Raw genomic sequence first — 20,849 nt, 5'->3', positions numbered from 1 at the left:
GTTCGCAGCAGTTCGGCTATCGCGACCCGGATTGCGGCGCCAGGCGCGGAAAAGGATGTGCCGATGCCCAAGTCCCGTTTCCTCCGCTTTCTGGGCGGAACCGCGCTGGCCAGCCTCGCGCTGACCGGCTGCGCGGGCGGGGCGAATGGCCCCGAGCTTCCACCCGCCGCGTTCGTCGCGATGCAGGAGGGCCCCGGCGAGGAATACGTGATCGGCCCGCTCGATGAGCTTACGATCTTCGTCTGGCGCAATCCCGAACTCGGCGCGAAAGTGCAGGTCCGCCCGGACGGGCGCATCACCACGCCGCTGATCACCGACATGCCGGCGGTCGGCAAGACGCCCTCGATGCTTGCCGAGGACATCCGCCTGCAGCTCTCGCAATATATCGAGGAGCCGCTGGTCTCGGTGATCGTCAACAAGTTCGCGGGCACCTTCAGCCAGCAGATCCGCGTCGTCGGCGCGACCGAGAAGCCCGCCTCGATCCCTTACCGCGCGAACATGACCGTGCTCGACGCGATGATCGCGGTGGGCGGCCTGTCCGAATTCGCGGCGGGCAACAAGGCGCGGCTGATCCGTTTCGACAAGGAAAGCGGCAAGCAGCGCGAATTCGCGCTCCGGCTCGGCGACTTGCTCAAGAAGGGAGACAGCTCCGCGAACGTGATGCTCACTCCGGGCGACGTGATCATCATCCCCGAAAGCATGTTCTAAGGACGCCGCCGCTCACATGAACATGCTCTACGAAGAACTGCTTTCGGCCATCCACAGCGTCTGGCACCGGCGCTGGCTGGCGCTTGCGGTAGCCTGGGCGGTTTGCCTGCTCGGCTGGCTGGTCGTTGCGCTGATCCCCAACAGCTACGAATCGCGCGCGCGGCTCTTCGTTCAGCTCGACGATGCGCTGGCCGAACAGGTCGGCATCGGCGTCGCCGACCGCAAGCGCGACATCGAACGCATCCGCCAGACGCTGACGAGCGCGGTTAACCTCGAGAAGATCGTCCGCTCGACGCCGATCGGCGACACGGTGGAGAACCCCAAGCAGCTCGAAAGCAAGGTTCTGGCGCTCGCCGAGAACATCAAGATCGTCAGCCAGCAGGACAACCTGTTCGAGATCACCGCGGTTTCGAGCGATCCGTCGTTCTCCGACGCGGAGAACGCGAAGATCGCACAGCAGATCGCCCAGAAGCTGATCGACATCTTCCGCGAGGAAAACCTCGCCGGAAACCGCGGCGAGATGAGCGAGACCATCGAGTTCGTGAACCAGCAGCTCAAGCAGCGCGAGACGCAGCTCGAGCAGGCGGAGCAGCGCCGCCTCGCCTTCGAGGCGCAGCATCCCGAGCTGGCGCAGGGAGCGGCGGCCAATGCCCAGCGGCTGGAAGGGTCGCGCTCCGAGCTGCGTGGTGTCGAAGCCGATCTTGCCGCCGCGCAGAGCGCGCTCGCGGCGATCGATGGCCAGCTTGCGGGCACGCCGCAGTCGCTTCCGGGCGGGACCACCGGCAGCGCCAGCGCCTCGCTGGCCAAGGCACAGGCCGACCTCGCCGGAATGCGCGCGCGCGGCCTGACCGACAATCACCCCGACGTGATCAGCACCAAGAACCAGATTCAGGGCCTTCGTGCCGCGGCCGAGCGCGAGCAGCAATCGGGCGGCGGGGTGCCCAACCCGGCCTACACCTCGCTCCAGTCGATCCGTGCCGAGCGCCAGGCCAACGTCCAGGCGCTCACCTCGCGCAAGGCCTCGCTCCAGTCGGAGGTGGCGAACCTTTCGGCGATGGCGATCGACAATCCCGAGGCGTCCGCCGAGTACCAGCGGATCAATCGCGACTACGACGTGCTGCGCCGACAGTACGACAAGCTCCTGCAGGATCGCGAGGAGCTCAAATTGCGCGGCGAGATCAAGACCGAGCGCGAGGCGGTGAAGTTCGAGGTGGTCGATCCGCCGACGACGCCGCGCACGCCCGTCGCCCCCAATCGCCCGCTGTTGCTGTTCGGCGTGCTCGTTGCCGGAATCGGCGCCGGCGCGGGCGCGGCTTTCGCGCTGGGCAAGGTGCGCTCGACCTTCGCGACGACCGCCGGGCTCGAGCGCGCGACCGGCCTGCCGGTGCTCGGTGCGATCTCGCAGACGATGACCGACGCCGCGCGGGCGCTGCGACGGCGCCGGCTGAAGTATTTCTACGGCGCGAGCGCCGCGCTCGGATGCCTGTTCGTCGTGCTGCTCGCCGTCGAATTCGTTCAGCGCGGCATGGTGGCCTGAGGAGGGGCGGATGACCAATCACAGCAAGATCCCGCTCCCCGATCAGGAACCGGAGAAGAGCGACACCGAACCCGGCAAGGCCGAGGGATCGGGTACGCTGTTCGAGCGCGCCGTAAAGCACTTCGACATCAAGAGCTTCACCGCGCCGCCGATCCCCAAGGATCGCATTCCGCCCACGCGCCGCAAGCTGCGCGAGGCATCCTCTCCGGCGAAGCCCGCCCCGCAGGCTGACCTCCCGGCCGAGGCTGACGCGGCGAAGGATGACGCGGACGGCGGATACGGCATGACGCCGAGGGCCGATTCCGGCGCGGAGGCTCCGGCGGACGCGCAGCCGCCGCGCGCCAAGCCGTCGGTCGTGGTCGGGCTCGACAAGGTGGAGCCGGTCCGCTTTTCCGGCCCGCACCATCCGGTCGATCGCGCGCATCTGCGCGAGCAGGGGCTGATCGTGCCCGAAGGCTCGGTTACCGCGCTGCTCGAGGAATTCCGCATCGTGAAGCGCCAGCTTCTCGTCCAGGCGGCCGACCTGCGGCGCCAGCAGGCGGGCGCGGCGGCGCAGCGAATCCTGATCTGTTCGCCCCATCCGGGCGAGGGCAAGACCTTCTGCTCGGTCAATCTCGCGCTCTCGATCGCGGCCGAGCGCGAAAGCGAGGTGCTGCTGGTCGATGCCGACACCGCCAAGCCGTCGATCCTCAGCACGCTGGGCCTCCCCGGCGGCCCCGGCCTGATGGACGCGCTGATCGACGAGAGCGCCGATCCGGCCGAATTCGTCATCGGCACCGACATTCCCGGCCTGTGGGTCCTGCCCGCCGGCGACACGACCAGTTCGGACAGCGAATACCTGCGCTCGACCCGGACCGCGCGCGTGCTCGACCGGCTGACGCAGGGCGCGCCGCACCGCATCGTCATCTTCGATTCGCCCCCGGTTCTCGCCGCTTCGCCTGCCGCCGAACTCGCGCGCCACGTCGGCCAGGCGGTCATCGTCGTGCGCGCGGACCGGACGGGGCAGGGCGCGCTCGACGACGCGATCTCGCTGCTCGACGCCTGCCCGAACATCCAGCTCCTGCTGAACGCGGCACAGTTCTCCCCGAGCGGACGCCGCTTCGGCTCATACTACGGATACAAGGCATGATCAGCGGCACGATCCGATCCGGGCGGTTCTCGCCCGTCCCCGCCGCGCTGGCGATCCTCGTCCTCGGCGCGTCGGCCGCGCCGGCGGCGGCGCAGTCGATCGGCTACGGCGATGTCAGCGACGGCGGCTCGGCAATGAGCGAACCCGACGGGGAATCCCCGCGCGCCTCGCGCCCGAGGGGGCAGGGCAAGACTTTCGAAGTCACGCCCTATATCGAGGCGGCGCAAGTCGTTACGGCGCGGCTTTCGCCGGGCGACGACGTGGTGACCTATTCGCAGCTCTCCGCGGGCGTCGACGGGGTCATCTCGGGGCGCAACACCGGCGTTGCCATGTCGGTTCGCTACACGCGCCAGTTCGGCTGGGGCAAGGATACGCAGGACGGCGATTCGATCAGCGGCCTCGTCAACGGCTATGCGACCGTGGCTCCGGGGCTGACGGTCCAGGCGGGGGGTCTCGCGACGCGCAGCGAGATCGACAACGGCGGCACCTCGGTGCCCGGCGGTTCGCAATTCGACGATACCGCGACGCAGATATATTCGGTCTACGCAGGGCCCTCGTTCGCGACGCGCGCGGGTGACGCCACGATCGCGGCGAACTATCGCATCGGCTACACGCGCGTCGAACAATCCGACGCCTTCGTCGCCACGCCCGGCGGGGCGGCCGCCGACGTCTTCGACGAGAGCGTCTCGCATGTCGCCGATGTCGAGGCGGGCGTCGCGCCGGGCACGGTGCTGCCCGTGGGCCTCGGCGGTGGCGCGAGCTACTATCAGGAAGACATCTCGAACCTCGACCAGCGCGTGCGTGACATACAGGTGCGCGGCATCGTCACCGTTCCGGTCGGCCGCACGCTGCAGGCCACGGGCGCGGTCGGCTACGAGGACGTCGAGATTTCCTCGCGCGATGCGCTGCGCGACGCCGACGGTCTGCCGGTGGTCGGCTCGAACGGTCGCTACGTCACCGACAAGAGCGCGCCGCGGCAGATCGCCTACGACGTCGACGGGCTGATCTGGGACGTCGGCGTGATGTGGCGCCCGAGCAGCCGCACCTCGCTCACCGCGCATCTTGGCCGCCGCTACGGCTCGACCAGCGTGACCGGCACGTTTTCCTACGCGCCCGACAGGCGCAGCCTGCTGAGTGTGGCCGTCTACGATAACGTCGCCGGTTTCGGCGGCCAGCTTACCCGCTCGCTCAATTCGCTCCCGACGGACTTCGAAGTGGTGCGCGATCCGCTTTCGGGCGACTTGCGCGGCTGCGTCGATTCGCTCGAGGGCAGCAACTGCCTCAACAGCGCGCTCGGCAGCGTGCGCTCATCGACCTTCCGCGCGCGCGGCGTGAGCGGCAGCTATACCGTCGCATTCGGCCGCGTCAGCGCGGGAATCGGCGCGGGCTACGATCGCCGCAAGTTCATCGCCGCCCCCGGAACCGTGCTGGCGGCGGCGAACGGCGTGATCGACGAGGCCTACTGGATGTCGGCTTTCGTGAGCAAGGAACTCGACATGCGCTCGGCGATCTCGGGCAACGTCTATGCTAGCTGGATCGACAGCAGCGATGCGCTCACCGGCGACGTGACCGGCATCGGCGCGACGGCGGCCTACAATCGTTCGCTGACACCCCACCTTTCGGCTTCGGCCGCGGTTGGCATCGATGGGACCAAGCGCGACGATGCGATCGACGACATTTGGAACGCGTCCGCCCTGCTGGGCGTGCGCTACAGCTTCTAGGACAGGGAATACCAGACCATGTTCGACGACTTTTACGGACTTGAGGGACGGCCCTTCCAACTCACCCCGGACCCCGCGTTCTATTTCGAGAGCAAGACGCACCGCAAGGCGCTGTCCTACCTCGGCTATGGTCTTGCGCAGGGTGAGGGCTTCGTGGTCATCACCGGCGAGGTCGGATCGGGTAAGTCGACGCTGGTCGCCCATCTGATGGCGACGATCGACCCGGCTCGGCTCACCGCCGCGCAGGTCGTGACCAGCAAGCTCGACGGCGAGGAGATCGTCCATGTCGTCGCGCAGGCGTTCGGCCTGGTGATCGAGGGGCACGACAAGGCCAGCGCGCTCGGCATGATCGAGAACTTCTTTCATGAGGAAGCGCGTGCGGGCCGGCGCTGCCTGCTGATCGTCGACGAATCGCAGAACCTCGAGATCAGCGCGCTCGAGGAGCTGCGTATGCTCTCGAACTTCCAGCTCGGCTCCTATCCCCTGCTGCAGACGCTGCTGCTCGGCCAGCCCGAGTTCCGCACGACGCTGCTCGAGCATCCCGAGCTCGACCAGCTCCGCCAGCGCGTGATCGCGGCGCACCATCTCGACGCGATGGACGCCAAGGAGGTGCAGCCCTACATCGAGCACCGCATGAAGTGCGTCGGCTGGAACGGCAATCCGACCTTCGACCAGCGCGTCTTTGCCGAGATCCACGAGGCGACCGGCGGCATTCCGCGCCGGATCAACCAGATCGTCAATCGCCTGCTGCTGCTCGGCGCGGTCGAGCAGCGCACGCGCATCGACGGCACCATGCTCCATCAGGTGCTCGAAGAGCTGACCGCCGACGGCACGCTTTCGCTGGTCAGCCCGACGCCTTCGCCGGCGGCGGGGAAAGAGCCTGAGGAGCCCGCACCCGCCGCGCAGGCGGAAGAAGGCAGGGCCGAAGCGCCGCGTCAGACCGTGGTCGTTCCGCCCGCAGACAGCGCGGCGATCGCGCGGCTCGAAGCGTCGCTCGCCGAGCGAGATGCGCAGATCCACGAGTTGCAGAACGCGGTGATCGAGCTTGCCAATTCGGTCGAGGAGGGCGCGGCCGCCGCATCGGCCGCCGATCGCTCCGCAGAAGATGCCGCCGAGATCGCGCGGCTCACCGCCGAGGTTGAGCGGCTCGAAGCGCGGCTTTCCGAACAGGACCGCACGCTTCGCCATACGCTGACGATGCTCATCGAATGGATCGAGAGCGGCGAGGGCCAGCGCGAGGCGGCCTGAACCATCTCGCGGGGTTTCGCGCCAGCGAAGGAGGTACGCGCATGACTGCCAGCGGACCGGCCAACGGTCTTTCGGTCGACGTGGAGGACTGGTTCCAGGTCGGCGCGTTCGAAACCGTGATCGACAAGGCGGACTGGGGTTCGCTCGTCGACCGGGTAGAGCGCAACTGCGACCTGATCCTCGCGATGTTCGACGAGGCCGAGGTCAAGGCGACGTTCTTCACACTCGGCTGGGTGGCGCAGCGCCATCCCGCGCTGATGCGCCGTATCGTCGAGCAGGGCCACGAGATCGCGAGCCACGGGCTCGAGCATGATCGGGTGTTCCGCCTCGGGCGCGAGGCCTTCGCGCGCGACATCGAGATCAGCCGCAAGGCAATCGAGGACGCGGCGGGCGTGCGCGTCGCCGGCTACCGCGCGCCGAGCTTCTCGATCGACCAGCGCACGCCGTGGGCCTACGAGATACTTGCCGAACATGGCTTCGCCTACAGCTCGAGCGTCGCGCCGATCGCGCACGACCACTACGGCTGGCGCGAGGCGCCGCGCTTCGCCTTCCGGCCGCTGCCCTCGTCTGATCTCGTCGAGATCCCGGTGACGACGGCGACATTCGCGGGGCGGCGGCTTGCGGCGGGCGGCGGCGGATTCTTCCGCGTGCTGCCCTACGGCTTTTCGCGCTGGGCGATCCGGCAGGTGAACCGCCGGGAAGGCCGGCCCGCGATCTTCTATTTCCACCCATGGGAGATCGACCCGGACCAGCCGCGCATGGCCGGCGCTCCGATCAGATCGCGCATCCGGCACTACACCAACCTTGAGCAGATGGCGCCCAAGCTGCGCCAGCTCCTCGCCGAGTTTCGCTGGAGCCGCATGGACGCGATCGCCGCGCGCGAGGCGGAGCGCGCGGTCGCGCTGGCGGCATGAACGCGCCGTTCTCCCCGCTTGGTGCCGGCGCGCGCACGATGGTCCGGCTTGCCGATCTGCGCGATCCCGACGAGCGGGCCGCGATCGAGCGCTTTGTCGCCGGTCACCCCGGGGGCACGCCGTTTCACCGACCGGCCTGGCTTGAGGCTGTGGCGCATGGCACCGGCAATTCCGCGCTGGCGCTCATCGGCGAGCGGGGCGGTGACATTGCCGCCTATCTGCCGCTCCACGAGATCCGCTCGCCGATCTTCGGCGCGGTGCTCGCTTCGAGCGGGTTCGGTGTCGGCGGCGGGCTTCTCGAAGGGCAGGGCGCCGATCCGGAAGCGATGTTCGCGGCGCTCGAGGAACTGGCCTCGCGCCGCTCTTGCCCGAGCGTCGAGCTGCGCGGCGGGACGGTGCCTGATCAGCGGGACGGCTGGACGCGGCGCACGGATTCGCACTGCGGCTTCGTGATCGCTCTCGCCGCCGACGACGATGCGCAGTTGAAGGCGATCCCGCGCAAGCAGCGCGCCGAAGTCCGCAAGGGGCTTGCCAATGATTTCACCATCGACGTCGGCTCGGGGCCGGCCGACCGCGAGGCGCACCACGCCGTCTATGCCGAGAGCGTGCGCAACCTCGGCACCCCGGTCTTCCCGCGCGCGCTGTTCGACGCGGTGCTCGACCGGTTCGGCGAAGACGCCGACGTCCTCACCGTGCGCGACCAGGGCCGCCCGGTTGCAAGCGTGCTCTCGCTCTACCATCGCGGCGCGGTGATGCCCTATTGGGGCGGCGGCGTATGGGACGCGCGGCGGCTGCGCGCCAACGACCGGATGTATTTCGAACTGATGCGCCATGCCCGCGCGCGCGGCTGCACGCACTTCGATTTCGGCCGGTCCAAGACCGGGAGCGGCGCCTACCACTTCAAGCGCAACTGGGGCTTCGAGCCCGAACCGCTCGCCTACGCGAGCTGGACCGCGCCCGGCGCCAAGCCGCGCGACGCCGATCCGACCAGCGCCAAGCACGCGCTCCAGATCGCGGTCTGGCAGCGCCTGCCGCTGGGGCTGGCCAATCGCCTCGGCCCATGGATTTCGCGGGGCCTGGGATGACGGGCGAAGTCCTGTTCCTCTCGCACCGGATACCGTTTCCGCCCGATCGCGGCGACAAGATCCGCTCGCATCATATCCTGAAGCACATTGCCCCGCATGCGCCCGTCCACGTCGCGACTTTCGCCGATGACGAGCACGACCTCGCGGAAGAGCCAGCGCTGGCCGAACTCGCGGCGAGCCATTGCCTCGTCGAGCGCACCAAACCGCTCGCGCTTGCGGGGGCCGAGGCGATCGTCGCTCGCAAGCCGGTGAGCCTGACCGCGTTCCGCAGCGCCCGGCTGGCGCACTACGTCGCGCGGCTGATCGCGACGCGTCCGATCGCGACGATCTACGTCTTTTCGGGACAGATGGGACAGTATGTCCCCGCTGGTTACAGCGGCCGCGTCGTCACGGACTTCGTCGACGTCGATTCCGCCAAGTTCGAGGCCTATGCCGCCGAGGGCTCCGGTCCGCGCGCGTGGATCGATGCGCGCGAAGGGCGCCTGCTCGCGGCGGAGGAAGCGCGGCTCGCCGTGCGCAGCAAGGTCAGCCTGCTCGTCAGCGAGGCCGAGGCGGAACTGTTCCGCGCGCGCCTGCCCCTTGGCGTGAGCGCGGACGTTCGGGCGATGGGCAACGGTATCGACACCGCGTTTTTCGATCCCGCGGCGGTTTCGGCCGAGCCGGCAATGCTCGAAACGGCGGGACCGCGGCTGATCTTCACCGGACAGATGGACTACGCTCCCAACATCGCCGCTGCCGAACGCGCGATCGGTGCGATCCTGCCGCGCGTCCGCGAACGCTTCGCCGATGCGACCTTCCACGTCGTCGGGCGCAATCCGCCGGCGTCGTTGCGCGCGCGGCACGGGCAGGGCGGGGCCTATGTCTGGGGCCGCGTCGCCGACATTCGCACGTGGATAAAGACCGCCGATCTCGCGCTGGTGCCGCTCTCGATCGGGCGCGGCGTGCAGAACAAGGTGCTCGAGGCGATGGCGATGGAACGCGCCGTCGTGCTCAGCGGCGAAGCCGCGACCGGCATCGCGGCGGCCGACGGGCGGGACTTCCGGGTTGGGCGCGACGACGCGGCGCTAGCCGATGCCGTTTGCGCGCTCTTGTCGAGCCCCGAACGCGCGCAGGACATCGGCCGGGCCGCGCGACGCTACATCCTCACTGCCGCGAACTGGGACGCGCAGCTACGCGACTTGCCCGCGATGCTTGGCCTGGCGGAGGGCGCGGCGCGCAATGCGGCCTGATTTCGCCTTGCGGCCAAGCGCCGCGCGTGCCGCCTGGAGTGGCCTGACGCCTGCATGGCGCGGCGCGATCGCGCGTCTCGCGGCGGTCTGGGCCGTTTTGATCGTCGTCTTCTGGACGGACTGGCGGGCGATGGCCTTGCAGTGGTGGGATTCCTCCACCTACAACCACGTGCTCCTCGTCCCCGCGATCCTCGTCTGGCTCGTCTGGCAGCGGTACGAAGAGCTGGTGAAGATAGCACCGCGAACGTGGTGGCCGCCGCTGCTGGCGATCTTCGCCGCCGGCTTCCTCTGGCTGCTCGGCGCGTTCTCGGGGCTCGATCTGGCGCGGCAGGCGGGGGCGGTGGGGCTGCTGATGGCCTCGGTACCCTTGCTGCTGGGCCCGCGCGCGAGCCTGGGGCTGCTGTTTCCGCTCGCCTACATGGTCTTCCTCGTTCCGTTCGGCGACATCTTCGTTCCCGCGCTGCAACTGGTGACCGCCGAGATCACGATCTTCCTCGTCAACCTCTCCGGCATTGCGGCGCATATCGACGGCGTCTTCATCGACACGCAGGCAGGCCTGTTCGAAGTCGCCGAAGCTTGTTCGGGTGTGAAATTCCTGATCGCCATGGTCGCTTTCGGCGTGCTCGCCGGCAATGTCTGCTTCGTGAGCTGGCCACGCCGGTTCGCCATGGTCGCGGCCTGCATCATCGTGCCGATCCTCGCTAACGGCGTGCGTGCCTGGGGCACGATCTACGCGGCGCAATATGTCGGGGTCGAGCGCGCGGCGGGGATCGACCATCTCGTCTACGGCTGGATCTTCTTCGCGCTCGTGCTTGCGCTCGTCATCGCCGGGGCCTGGCGCTTTTTCGACCGGCCAGGTGACGTTCCGCCGATCGATGCCGCCGCGATCCGCGCGATGCGGCTGCCGGGCTGGATCGACGCGGGCACAATGCGCCCCGCGACCGCGCTCGCCGCCTTCGCGGCGATCCTCGCGGTGTTCCAGCTCTGGGCGTTTCGCGCCAATGCCCTGGAAGCGCCGCTGCCCGGGCATATCGACTTGCCCGAAGTGCCCGGCTGGCACCGCGTCGATTATACGCCCACCGTATGGTGGGAACCACGCGCGGGCGGAGCCGACCACCGCTTGCTGGGCCGCTATGCCGACGGCAAGGGACGCACCGTAGACATCTTCTTCGCGCTCTATGGTTCGCAGGCGGAAGGCAAGGAAGCCGGCGGCTTCGGCGAGGGCGCGCTGACGCCCGATACCGATTGGTCGTGGCAGTCCCCCGCCGCCGCGATCGAGGGCGGCCGGTCCGAGCGCCTGATCGCGCGCGGGGTCGGCCGGCTCGCAGTGACCTGGTACCGCTCGGGCGACCTCGTCACCGGCAGCAATGCGCGGCTCAAGCTCGATGCGATGCGCGCGCGGCTGCTGCTCGACGAGGCGCCGACGGCGATGCTGATCCTGTCGAGCGAGGCTGGCGGCGCGGTTGCGCCGGCCGAATCGATCGCCGCCTTCCGCGCGGCGACGGGACCGCTCGGGCCATGGATGGACCGCGTGTCCGGCATCGAGTAGGTCGCACGGCGCATGTGCGGGATCGCCGGGATATTTCACTGTGAGACGGCCAAGCCGGTCGATCCGGCCCGGGTCGAGAGGATGTGCGACGCGATCGCGCATCGCGGGCCCGACGGCCATGGCGTCTGGACCGCGCCCGGCGTGGGGCTCGGCCACCGCCGGCTGTCGATCATCGACGTCGCCGGTTCACCCCAGCCGATGCCCTCGAGCGACGGCCGGGTGATGCTCGTCTTCAACGGCGAGATCTACAACTACCGCGAACTGCGCCGCGAGCTCGCCGCCGAAGGCGCGACATTCCGCACCGACGGCGACAGCGAGGTGATCATCGCCGCCTGGCAGCGCTGGGGCGCCGATTGCCTCTCGCGCCTCCACGGCATGTTCGCTTTCGCGATCTACGATCTGGAAGCGCGCACGCTGTTCCTCGCGCGCGACCGCCTCGGCGTGAAGCCGCTGTTCTACGCGCCGCTCGCCGATGGCAGCGTGATTTTCGCCTCGGAGCTCAAGGCGCTGCTGGCGCATCCCTCGCTGCGCCGCGAGATCGATCCGCTCGCGATCGAGGACTATCTCGCCTGGGGCTACGTTCCCGACCATGCCGCGATCGTGAAGGGCGTGCGCAAGCTGGGCGCAGGCCACTTCCTGCTCCTGCGCCAGGGCGGAGGATTGCCCGCTGAGAGCCAGTGGTGGGACATCTCCTTCGCCGAGCGGCGGCGCGGCTCGGTGGCCGATCTCGAGGCCGAACTGGTGCACTTGCTGCGCGACGCGGTGACTTCGCGCATGGTCGCCGACGTGCCGCTCGGGGCCTTCCTTTCGGGCGGGGTCGACAGTTCCAGCGTGGTCGCACTGATGGCCGAGGCCAGCGCGAACCCGGTCAAGACCTGCTCGATCGGCTTCGATGTGGCCGCCGTCGACGAGACCAGCCATGCCCGCGCGATCGCGCAGCGTTTCGGCACCGACCATCGCGAGCGGCTCGTCTCGCCCGACGATTTCGCGTTGAGCGAGCGGCTTGCCGCCATGTTCGACGAGCCGTTCGCCGACGCCTCGGCGCTGCCGACCCTGCGGGTCTGCGAACTCGCGCGCGAGACGGTCACGGTCGCGCTTTCGGGTGACGGTGCCGATGAGGCTTTCGCCGGGTATCGCCGCCACGTGTTCCAGCGCGCGGAGGACCGGGTTCGCGCGCTGCTTCCCGCCGGCATGCGGCGCGGCGTCTTCGGCGCGCTTGGCGCGGTCTATCCCAAGGCGGACTGGGCGCCGCGGGCCCTGCGCGCGAAGTCGACCTTTCTCGCGCTCGCGGAGGACGGTCCTTCCGGATACGCGCGCGCCGTCGGCGTCACGCCCTCCGAATTGCGTACGCAGATCTATTCCGAACAGTTCGAAAGACTGCGCGGCGCCTACCGCGCCGAAGATAGGATGTGCGCGCTGATGCGTGGCGCGCCCGCGCGATCCGACCTCGACCGGGCGCAATACGCCGATCTCAAGGTCTGGCTACCGGGCGATATCCTGACGAAGGTGGATCGCACCAGCATGGCGGTGAGCCTCGAGGCGCGCGAACCGCTGCTCGACCATCGGCTGATCGAATTCGCCGCGACCTTGCCGGAAGGGCTGCGGATACGGCGCGGGCAGGGCAAGTGGCTGATGAAGCGCGCGATGGGCCGCTATCTGCCCGACGACATCCTCTATCGCCCGAAACAGGGGTTCGTCACGCCGATCGCACAGTGGTTTCGCGGACCACTCGCGGATACGGCGCAGGCGATCGCCACGAGCGGGTTCCTCGCGCGCTCCGGATGGTTCGACATGAAGCGGATCGGCGCGCTGGCCCAGGCCCATATATCCGGCCGCGCGGACCACGGACGCCTGCTGTGGCAATTGCTGATGCTCGATCGGTCGCTGCACTCATTAGGCATTTCCGGCTAAGGATTTCCGGGCGATTCCGAACCGGCGCAGGGTCCGGCTTCATCCATCCTTTACCATCTGCCTGTTAAGCACGAGCGCCAAACGGGGTTCGATGCACGCCGCCAATGTTTAAATACGCCAAATCACCGCTGGTATTGGCTCTCGCCATGGTGGCCCTGTCGGTCATCGGCGAATTCTCGCAGATGCTCGAGCAGATGTACTGGAACGTCTGGTACAAGATCCACTCGGAGCCCGCGAGCAGCGAGTATGTCCTGGTGTCGCTGGACGACGGCGAACCGATGGCGCCGGATTCGGTGGGGGTCTCCACGGCCAAGCAGGCTCGTTTGCTCGATCTCGTCGCCAAGGCGCGCCCCAAGGCCATCTACATCGATTTCCCGCAAGTGATCGGACGCGACGAGGCGGGAGATGCCGCTCTGGAGGCGGCTTTGGCCCGCTCGAAGGGCATCAGTGCGATCGTCTACCGCGCTGAATTCGAGAAGTACGGCTTCGTGTCACTTCCAGCGAAGTCGGACTTCAAGTTTGCGCCGGGCACGCCCGCGCTGGCCTCGACGTGGAACGTTAACTTCATCAGCTACGTCGAGAGCGCGCCCGCCTACGTATTCGCGCGGAACGGCCGGCCGATCGAAACCGTGGCCGCGCGCGGCGCATCGCGGCAGATCGACCGCGCGATCGTCCCAAACTTCGCAATGAACCCCGACGACATACCCAGGCTCAGCGGTCGCGAAATTCTTGCCAGCGGCGTGCCACCCGGCGATCTTTCAGGACGCATCATCTTCATCACCGTGACCAGCCCAAGCGCCGCGAGCGCTATGGGCTATTTTGGTCACAAGAGACAGCCGGGGGCAATCCTCGATATCGCCGCGACCGAGGGCCGCAAGGAGGGCTCCACGTTACGGCTTGGCGGCATTCCGCTGCTGCTGATCTTCATGGTCATGTTCGTAATCGGCCAGCGATACGTCAACGGCCGCTGGAAGCTCCTGCACTACGGCGTCCTGATGCTCATTCTCCTGGTCCTGCCCGCAAAGTTCCGCTCGCTCGGAGTCCTCATAAATCCCGACTTCGCGCTGCTGGCGGCGATCACCTATTTGCCGCTGCGGTTCGCCGAGAAATGGCGCGAAAGGATCAAGCTCACCAACGCGGCATCTGGGCTTCCCAGCATCGATGCGCTGGCCTCCGAGCCGCAGTTGCAGAGCCACGACGTCGTCGCGGCCTCCATCAGCCAGTACGAGCAGATGCTGGCGACACTCCCGCGCGAACTGCATGGCGAGTGCGCCAGGCAGATCGCGCGCAGGCTCTCGCTCGGCTCGAACGATTCGGTCATCTACGACAACGACAACGGTCACTTCGTCTGGCTGGAAACCTCGCGCACGCTCGAGGAACTGGTCGATCACCTCGAAGGCCTGAAGGCCCTGTTCTCCTCGCCGCTGCAGATCGAGCAGCACGTTCTCGACACCAACATCCACTTCGGCCTCGACCGCAACTGGCAGAGCAGCCCGATCAGCCGCATCCAGGCGGCGCTGGCCAGTGCGTCGGAAGCGCAGGGGAAATCCAAGCTTTACGAGGAGTTCGGTCGCCAGCGGCTCGAGATGTCGGGCTGGGAACTCTCGATGCACGCCCGCATCGACGAGGGCTTGCGCACCGGCGCGATCTGGCTGGCTCTGCAACCGCAATACGAGCTCGCCAGCCATTCGATCTTCGGTGCCGAGGCGCTGATCCGGTGGAACGATCCCGAGCGCGGCTTCATTCCGCCTGACGAGTTCATTCTCCAGGCCGAGCGCAGCGGCCGGATCGAGGACCTGACATACTGGACGTTCGAGCGCGCGATGGAGATGTCCGGCGCGCTCAACCGGATCATGCGGATTCAGATCAGCGTGAACCTGTCCGCGCGGATGGTCGATCACCCGGCGCTGGTACGCCGGATCGCGGCGATCGCCGAGCGGCACCATTGCGATCCGCACATGATCACGATCGAGGTCACCGAGACCTTCAGCATGACCAATCGCGAAAAGGCGAAGGAGAACCTGTCCGAACTGCGCGAGCTGGGTTTCAAGCTATCGATCGATGACTTCGGTACGGGCCAGGCGAGCCTGTCATACCTTTCCGAGATTCCCAGTGATGAAGTGAAGATCGATCGGCGATTCATTAACGGAATCGTTCACAACGAGCGACAGCGCGCGATCGTCGAGAGCGTGGTGCACCTCTCGCATGCCCTCGGTCAGCATGCGGTCGCCGAGGGAGTCGAGGACAGTGCGACGCTCGAAATCCTGCGGAAAATGGGCTGTGACTATGCCCAGGGCTACCATCTCGCGATGCCCATGAAGTTTTCCGAGTTCGTCGATCTGCTCGCACGGGCGCGCACGAGAAATGGAGATTTGGTGCCCAAATCTGGTTAAAGACTTGTTAACGGTCACGAAGGACGCTAAAGCTTAACTCCTCTGGTGAATGAGGAGTTAAAGTCATGCTTGCTTGGCTGATGAATCTGTTCTTTAACTGAGCGCTCTCCGGCAAGCCCGGGTCGCTACAGGTGTCGCGCCATAAGGTGCTGAAAAACAAAGCCTATCCGTCTCGGATAGGCTTTTTTCATGCCTCGGATCAGGCCTCGCCGTGGCCGAGCGCAAGGTAGTCCGCGCTCTGCATTTCGTTAAGGCGACTCACCGTGCGCTCGAATTCGAATCGGCCGGTTCCCGATTCGTAAAGATCTTCCGGCGCGGCATCGGCGGCGGCGATCAGCTTGACCTTGTTCTCGTAAAGCGCGTCGACCAGCGTCACGAAGCGCGCGGCCTCGTTGCGCTTGTCGGGGCCCATCCGCGGAATGCCGACGATGATCACGGTATGGTAGGCGCGCGCTATCGCGAGATAGTCCGACGCGCCGCGGGCTTCGCCGCAGAGCCGCTTGAAGCTGAACACCGCGACGCCTTTGAGCGACTTGGGAACGTGCAGCTTGCGCCCTCCGCCCACGTCGAGCTCGCCGGACGGGACGTGGTCACTGTCTTCGGGCGGATAGTCGGTCAGCCGGAAGAACGCCTCGCGGGTCTGCTCGGTCGCGTCCTCGCCCAACGGCGTGTGCCACGTCGCCATTCCCCCCAGCCTCTGCAGGCGATAGTCGGTCGGCCCGTTGAGCGTCATCACGTCGAGGTCGTGTTCGATCAGCGCGATGAACGGCAGGAAGTGCTCGCGGTTGAGCCCGTCCTTGTAAAGTTCCGAGGGCGCGCGGTTCGAAGTCGTGACGATGGTCAGCCCGTGATCGCGGATCAGGCTGGTGAACAGCCTGCTCATGATCATCGCGTCGGCCGAATTGTTGACGACCATCTCGTCGAAGGCGAGGCAGCGCAGGTTGCGCGCGATCTGCGCGGCGACCGGGAGGATCGGATCGCCCTGTTCCTTCTTGCGCTCGTCGCGAAGCCGCTCGTGAACTTCGAGCATGAAGGCGTGGAAGTGCACCCGGCGTTTCTCGCTGATCGCAAGCGTGGCGTGGAACAAGTCCATCAGCATCGACTTGCCGCGTCCGACGCCGCCCCACATGTAAAGGCCGCGGGGGCTTTCCGCCTTCTTGCCGAGCAGCTTGCCGATCAGGCCGCTCGAGGATTGGCGGGCGAGCTGACGCTGGAGATCCTCGAGCCGCTCCGCCGCCGCCGCCTGTTCGGGATCGGCGCGCAGCTCTCCCGTCGCGACCAGCGCCTCGTAGCGTACGAGGATGCCGGTCACCGCACGCTCGGCTTGCGCAGGGTTCCGGAAAACGCGGCGATCGGATCACCGTCCTGCTCGACCATGCCGCGCGCGAAGATCAGCCGCCTGGTCTCACGCAGGATCTCGGTCACGACATCGACCGGCCGTTCGAGGCTGCCCGAGCCCAGAAACTGGCAGTTCAGGTCTATCGTGACCGATGCGGCGGTGTGGCCGCCACAAACGACGTAAGCGCTGGCGAACATCGCGATGTCGGCAAGGGCGAGGGTCACGCCGCCGTGGAGGCGGCCGTGCAGGTTGGCGTGCCTGTGGCCCGGCTCGAGCATCCGCATCCGCGCGCTGCGTTCACCTTGGGCACGCACGATCAATCGGCCGATAACCGCCGGGTTGAAGCGCTCGGGATCGTCGATGTCCCAGACGGTCCAGCCGGGATTGTCCGGGGCCGGCCGGTGCACGAACTCGGCGGTGGCAATCACGTCAGACGTGCCGTTCGGCCTGCATCTTCTTGATTTCGGCGATCGCGCGCGCCGGGCTGAGACCCTTCGGGCACACGTTGGCGCAGTTCATGATCGTGTGGCAGCGGTAGAGGCGGAAGGGATCTTCCAGCTCGTCGAGCCGCTCACCGGTCATTTCGTCGCGGCTGTCGGCCAGCCAGCGATAGGCCTGGAGCAGGATCGCCGGACCGAGGAACTTGTCGGAATTCCACCAGTAGCTCGGGCACGAGGTCGAGCAGCAGGCGCACAGGATGCACTCGTAGAGCCCGTCGAGCTTTTCGCGCTGTTCGGGGCTCTGGAGGCGTTCCTTGCCCGAAGGCGTGTTCGAGACGGTCTGCAGCCAGGGCCGGATCGAGGCATACTGCGCGTAGAAGTGGGTGAAGTCGGGCACGAGGTCCTTGATCACGTCCATGTGCGGCAGCGGCGTGATGCGGATGTCGCCCTTGAGGTCCTCGATCGCGGTGGTGCAGGCGAGGCCGTTCTTGCCGTTCATGTTCATCGCGCACGAACCGCAGATGCCTTCGCGGCACGAACGGCGGAAGGTCAGCGTGGGGTCCTGCTCGCTCTTCATCTTGATGAGCGCGTCGAGCACCATCGGGCCGCAGGCCTCGAGGTCGATCTCGAACGTATCGTAGCGCGGATTCTCGCCGCTGTCGGGATCGTAGCGGTAGACGGTGAACTTCTTGACCTTGGCGGCGCCTTCGGCCTTGTGGACCTTGCCCTTCTTCTTGATCTTGCTGTTTGCCGGGAGGGTGAAGGTCGCCATCGGTCGTGTCCCCGTTTGATGCACTGCGGCATTCGCCGCATCCTATTGGGGTCTCTCTAGCGATTCGCAGGCCCGGGGCAAGGGCACAATTAGGGAGGTATCCGCTCAACGGCGCGTCGGGCGCAGCAGCGGAATCAGCGGGACCAGTGCGAAAGTGATCACGCAAAGCAGCCAGAACCCGTTGACGTAAGCGACCATCATCGCCTGACGGCCGATCTCCCCGCTCATCCTCGCGATCGATCCGATCGCATCGAACGAGAAGTCGGGAAAGCGGAAGCCGAGGACAGGATTGTCGGGCCGCACGCCTTCCGCCAGCCGCGAATGCACCACCGCCTCGCTGCGGATCGTGAGCGTCTGCATGATCGAAATCCAAACCGATCCGCCGAGCGCGCGGAGCAGCGAATTCATCGCCGCGCCCTCGTTGCGCAGCTTTTGCGGAATCGTCGCGAAGACCACGGTCGTCACCGGAACGAACAGGAAAGCCGCGCCGACGCCCTGGACGAACCCCGAAATGATAACCGCGGTCTGGTCCATCTGGAGCGAGAACTGCGACATCAGCAGCGTCGAGATGCCCGAAACGACCATGCCCACGAGGATCAGGATGCGCGGGTCGTGGCGGTTCACCAGGAGGCCGACGATCGGCATGCAGATCAGCGTGCCCACGCCGCGCGGCGCCATCACCAGGCCCACGATGAGCGCCGGATAGTGCATCAGTTCTGCGAGCATCGGCGCGGTGAGTGCCATCACCGAATACATCAGGCCGCCGAGGAAGAAGCCGAAGACCGAGCCGATGATGAAGTTCCGGTCCTTGAAGATGGCCACGTTCACGAAGGGTTGCCGGGCGGTGAGCGTATGGACGATGAAGATGTAGAAGGCGGTCGCCGCGATCGTCGCCTCGAACCAGATCTCGCGCGAGTCGAACCAGTCCTGCGATTGCCCGCGGTCGAGCATGAGCTGAAACGCGCCGATCGCCAGCGCGAGCGTGGCGAAGCCGAACAGGTCAAGCGAGACTCGTTGCTCCTCGTCGAACGCGGGCAGCACCGCCGCGAGGCCCAGGAACGAGATGACCCCGAACGGCGCGTTGATGAAGAACACCCAGCGCCAGTCGAACGATTCCGTCAGCCAGCCGCCCAGGACCGGCCCGCAGATCGGCCCGATGATCACGCCGATGCCCCAGATCGCCATGGCCGAGCCGTGTCGTTCGGGCGGATTGATGTCCAGCATGATCGCCTGGCTCATCGGCAGGAGCGCGGCGCCCATCATGCCCTGAAGCATGCGAAACAGCACGAGCTGTTCGAAATTGGCGGCGAGCCCGCAGAGCATCGAGGCCACGGTGAAACCGGCCACCGAGGTGAGGAACAGCCGCTTGCGGCCGAAACGGCTCGCCAGCCAGCCCGAGAGCGGAGTGAAGATCGCGGCCATGATGATATAGCTTGTCAGCACCCAGGTGATCTGTTCGCGCGAGGCCGAGGTGCTCGCCTGCATGTGGGGCAGGGCGACGTTGGCGATGGTCGCGTCGAGTTGTGTCATGAACGCCGCGGCAAGCGTGAACACCGTGATCACGCGGCGGAGCCGGGGCGCGGGGTAGGCATGGTCCATTGTGGACCCGCCATCTTCGCAAACGCAGCGAAGGGCAAGCGCGCGATATCGTCGCCGCGGCTTGCCTGTGGAACGTGACGGTGGGATCGTCCACGCAAATCGCCGGGAGAGACGCGCATGGGCGGCGGAGCCAGAGCATGAATCACAAGGGGGACATCGCGCCGGACAAGGCGGTCGCGGGCAAGAGCGCCTATCCGCCGCCCCACGACGCCCCGGTCGAAGGCCGCAAGACCTGGATGCTGACGCGGCAGTGGAAGCTCACCCAGTTCGGCGTCAACATGGTGGAGCTGCCGCCTGGCAAATGGTCGACCCAGCGCCACTGGCATCGCAACAACGACGAACTCGTGGTGGTCGTCTCGGGCGAACTGACGCTGGTGACCGACGACGGCGAGGAAGTGCTTGGGGCAGGGGACTGCGTCGGCTTCAAGGCCGGCATCGCCAATGCCCATCATTTGCAGAACCGGGGCAATGTGCCGGCGGTCTACTATGATATCGGCGGGCGCGATCCGTGGGACGTCTCGACTTTCCCCGAGATGGGGCTGGAAGCGTACACGCATCAGGAACTGCGCTTCCGCGAAATCCGCGAGCCTTGATTCGGCTGTATTATTATCCCACGCTCAATGGCCACAAGGTCGCGATCGCGCTCGAGGAAATGGGCCTCGGCTACGAGATCGCGATCGTCGATATCCTCAAGGGCGGGCAGGACGATCAGCGATTTCGCGCGGTCAATCCCAACGGACGCATCCCCGCGCTGGTCGACGGGACGGTCGAGGTCTTCGAATCGGGCGCGATTCTCCAGTATCTCGGCCGCAAGTCGAAGCATTTCTATCCCGTGGACGAGGCGGTGCGGGCGCGCATCGATTCGTGGATTCACTGGCAGATGGCGGGGCTCGGGCCGATGTCGGGGCAGGTGAACTACTTCACGCGCGCCGCCGGAAACGCGGACCGCGATCCGGCCGAAACGCGCTATGCGATCGATCGCTTCCGCAGGGAGACGGCACGCCTGTTCGCCGTGCTCGAAGGCGCGCTTTCGGGCCGCGACTATCTGTGCGGCGACTATTCGATCGCCGACATGTGCGTCTGGCCCTGGATCAACAAATATCCCGACAACGGGGGCGGTCTCGCGGCGCATCCGGCGATCGCCGCCTGGCACCGCCGGATTCTCGAGCGGCCCGCGGTGGCCCGCGCGCTCGAAGCCGGGCTCGACCTGCTCGCGGTTTCCGACGAGGACAAGGCGAAGTGGGTGAAGCCCGGGTGAGCCGCTGCTAGCATCGC

17 protein-coding genes are annotated in these 20,849 nt (G+C 66.9%); 13 read left to right on the top strand and 4 right to left on the bottom strand.

Going from position 1 to position 20,849, the window contains the following annotated elements; translation table 11 throughout:
* Nucleotides 1-63 precede the first annotated feature (63 nt).
* From B2G71_RS21270 to B2G71_RS21220, 11 genes are all read left to right on the top strand, one after another.
* Nucleotides 64-708, top strand: coding sequence for an XrtA/PEP-CTERM system exopolysaccharide export protein (locus B2G71_RS21270; protein WP_098108675.1), 645 nt, complete (start codon nt 64-66; stop codon nt 706-708).
* Between the two features lie 16 nt (nt 709-724).
* The gene (locus B2G71_RS21265) at nt 725-2,245 is read left to right on the top strand and encodes an XrtA system polysaccharide chain length determinant (RefSeq protein WP_098108674.1); all 1,521 of its coding nucleotides are present in this window, start codon (nt 725-727) and stop codon (nt 2,243-2,245) included.
* A 10-nt stretch (nt 2,246-2,255) separates the two neighbouring features.
* Nucleotides 2,256-3,374: a capsular biosynthesis protein gene (locus B2G71_RS21260; protein ID WP_098108673.1), complete on the top strand. Its 1,119-nt coding sequence runs from the start codon at nt 2,256-2,258 to the stop codon at nt 3,372-3,374.
* Complete coding sequence (locus tag B2G71_RS21255; RefSeq protein WP_168176438.1) at nt 3,371-5,095, top strand: preprotein translocase subunit YajC; 1,725 nt, start codon at nt 3,371-3,373, stop codon at nt 5,093-5,095. The genes B2G71_RS21260 and B2G71_RS21255 overlap by 4 nt, the downstream gene beginning before the upstream one ends.
* Before the next feature lie 18 nt (nt 5,096-5,113).
* Nucleotides 5,114-6,343 (top strand): XrtA/PEP-CTERM system-associated ATPase, encoded by a 1,230-nt coding sequence (locus B2G71_RS21250; protein WP_098108672.1) that lies wholly within the window; start codon nt 5,114-5,116, stop codon nt 6,341-6,343.
* Between the two features lie 41 nt (nt 6,344-6,384).
* Nucleotides 6,385-7,257: an XrtA system polysaccharide deacetylase gene (locus B2G71_RS21245; protein WP_098108671.1), complete on the top strand. Its 873-nt coding sequence runs from the start codon at nt 6,385-6,387 to the stop codon at nt 7,255-7,257.
* Nucleotides 7,254-8,342 (top strand): FemAB family XrtA/PEP-CTERM system-associated protein, encoded by a 1,089-nt coding sequence (locus B2G71_RS21240; protein WP_098108670.1) that lies wholly within the window; start codon nt 7,254-7,256, stop codon nt 8,340-8,342. Before B2G71_RS21245 ends, B2G71_RS21240 begins: the two co-directional genes overlap by 4 nt.
* On the top strand, nt 8,339-9,571 hold the full coding sequence (locus B2G71_RS21235; protein ID WP_098108669.1) for a TIGR03087 family PEP-CTERM/XrtA system glycosyltransferase: 1,233 nt from the start codon (nt 8,339-8,341) through the stop codon (nt 9,569-9,571). Before B2G71_RS21240 ends, B2G71_RS21235 begins: the two co-directional genes overlap by 4 nt.
* Complete coding sequence (gene xrtA, locus B2G71_RS21230; RefSeq protein ID WP_098108668.1) at nt 9,561-11,120, top strand: exosortase A; 1,560 nt, start codon at nt 9,561-9,563, stop codon at nt 11,118-11,120. Before B2G71_RS21235 ends, xrtA begins: the two co-directional genes overlap by 11 nt.
* A 12-nt stretch (nt 11,121-11,132) precedes the next feature.
* On the top strand, nt 11,133-13,031 hold the full coding sequence (locus tag B2G71_RS21225) for an XrtA/PEP-CTERM system amidotransferase (RefSeq protein WP_098108667.1): 1,899 nt from the start codon (nt 11,133-11,135) through the stop codon (nt 13,029-13,031).
* A gap of 104 nt (nt 13,032-13,135) precedes the next feature.
* Entirely contained in the window at nt 13,136-15,424 is a 2,289-nt protein-coding gene (locus tag B2G71_RS21220) for an EAL domain-containing protein (protein WP_098108666.1), read from the top strand.
* Between the two features lie 199 nt (nt 15,425-15,623).
* On the opposite strand, the gene zapE is transcribed toward B2G71_RS21220, so the two are convergent.
* The 4 genes from zapE to B2G71_RS21200 form a co-directional block, all read right to left on the bottom strand.
* Nucleotides 15,624-16,736, bottom strand: a complete 1,113-nt coding sequence (gene zapE, locus B2G71_RS21215) for a cell division protein ZapE (protein WP_098108665.1) — start codon at nt 16,734-16,736, stop codon at nt 15,624-15,626.
* A complete protein-coding gene (locus B2G71_RS21210) occupies nt 16,733-17,191 on the bottom strand; it encodes a PaaI family thioesterase (RefSeq protein ID WP_098108664.1) in 459 nt (152 codons plus the stop codon). Before B2G71_RS21210 ends, zapE begins: the two co-directional genes overlap by 4 nt.
* Nucleotide 17,192: 1 nt before the next feature.
* The gene (locus tag B2G71_RS21205; protein ID WP_098108663.1) at nt 17,193-17,975 is read right to left on the bottom strand and encodes a succinate dehydrogenase iron-sulfur subunit; all 783 of its coding nucleotides are present in this window, start codon (nt 17,973-17,975) and stop codon (nt 17,193-17,195) included.
* A gap of 105 nt (nt 17,976-18,080) precedes the next feature.
* Nucleotides 18,081-19,574 carry a DHA2 family efflux MFS transporter permease subunit gene (locus tag B2G71_RS21200; RefSeq protein WP_098108662.1) on the bottom strand — a complete coding sequence of 498 codons (1,494 nt, stop codon included), beginning with the start codon at nt 19,572-19,574 and terminating at the stop codon, nt 18,081-18,083.
* Nucleotides 19,575-19,711: 137 nt separating this feature from the next.
* Between B2G71_RS21200 and B2G71_RS21195 the strand changes: the two genes are divergently transcribed.
* Nucleotides 19,712-20,167 carry a cupin domain-containing protein gene (locus B2G71_RS21195; protein ID WP_098108661.1) on the top strand — a complete coding sequence of 152 codons (456 nt, stop codon included), beginning with the start codon at nt 19,712-19,714 and terminating at the stop codon, nt 20,165-20,167.
* A complete protein-coding gene (locus B2G71_RS21190; RefSeq protein ID WP_098108660.1) occupies nt 20,164-20,832 on the top strand; it encodes a glutathione S-transferase N-terminal domain-containing protein in 669 nt (222 codons plus the stop codon). The genes B2G71_RS21195 and B2G71_RS21190 overlap by 4 nt, the downstream gene beginning before the upstream one ends.
* The last annotated feature ends 17 nt before the right edge of the window (nt 20,833-20,849 follow it).

Origin of the sequence: Novosphingobium sp. PC22D (assembly GCF_002556635.1) — a bacterium.
Lineage (GTDB): Bacteria > Pseudomonadota > Alphaproteobacteria > Sphingomonadales > Sphingomonadaceae > Novosphingobium.
This window is presented reverse-complemented; position numbering and strand designations above follow the sequence as displayed.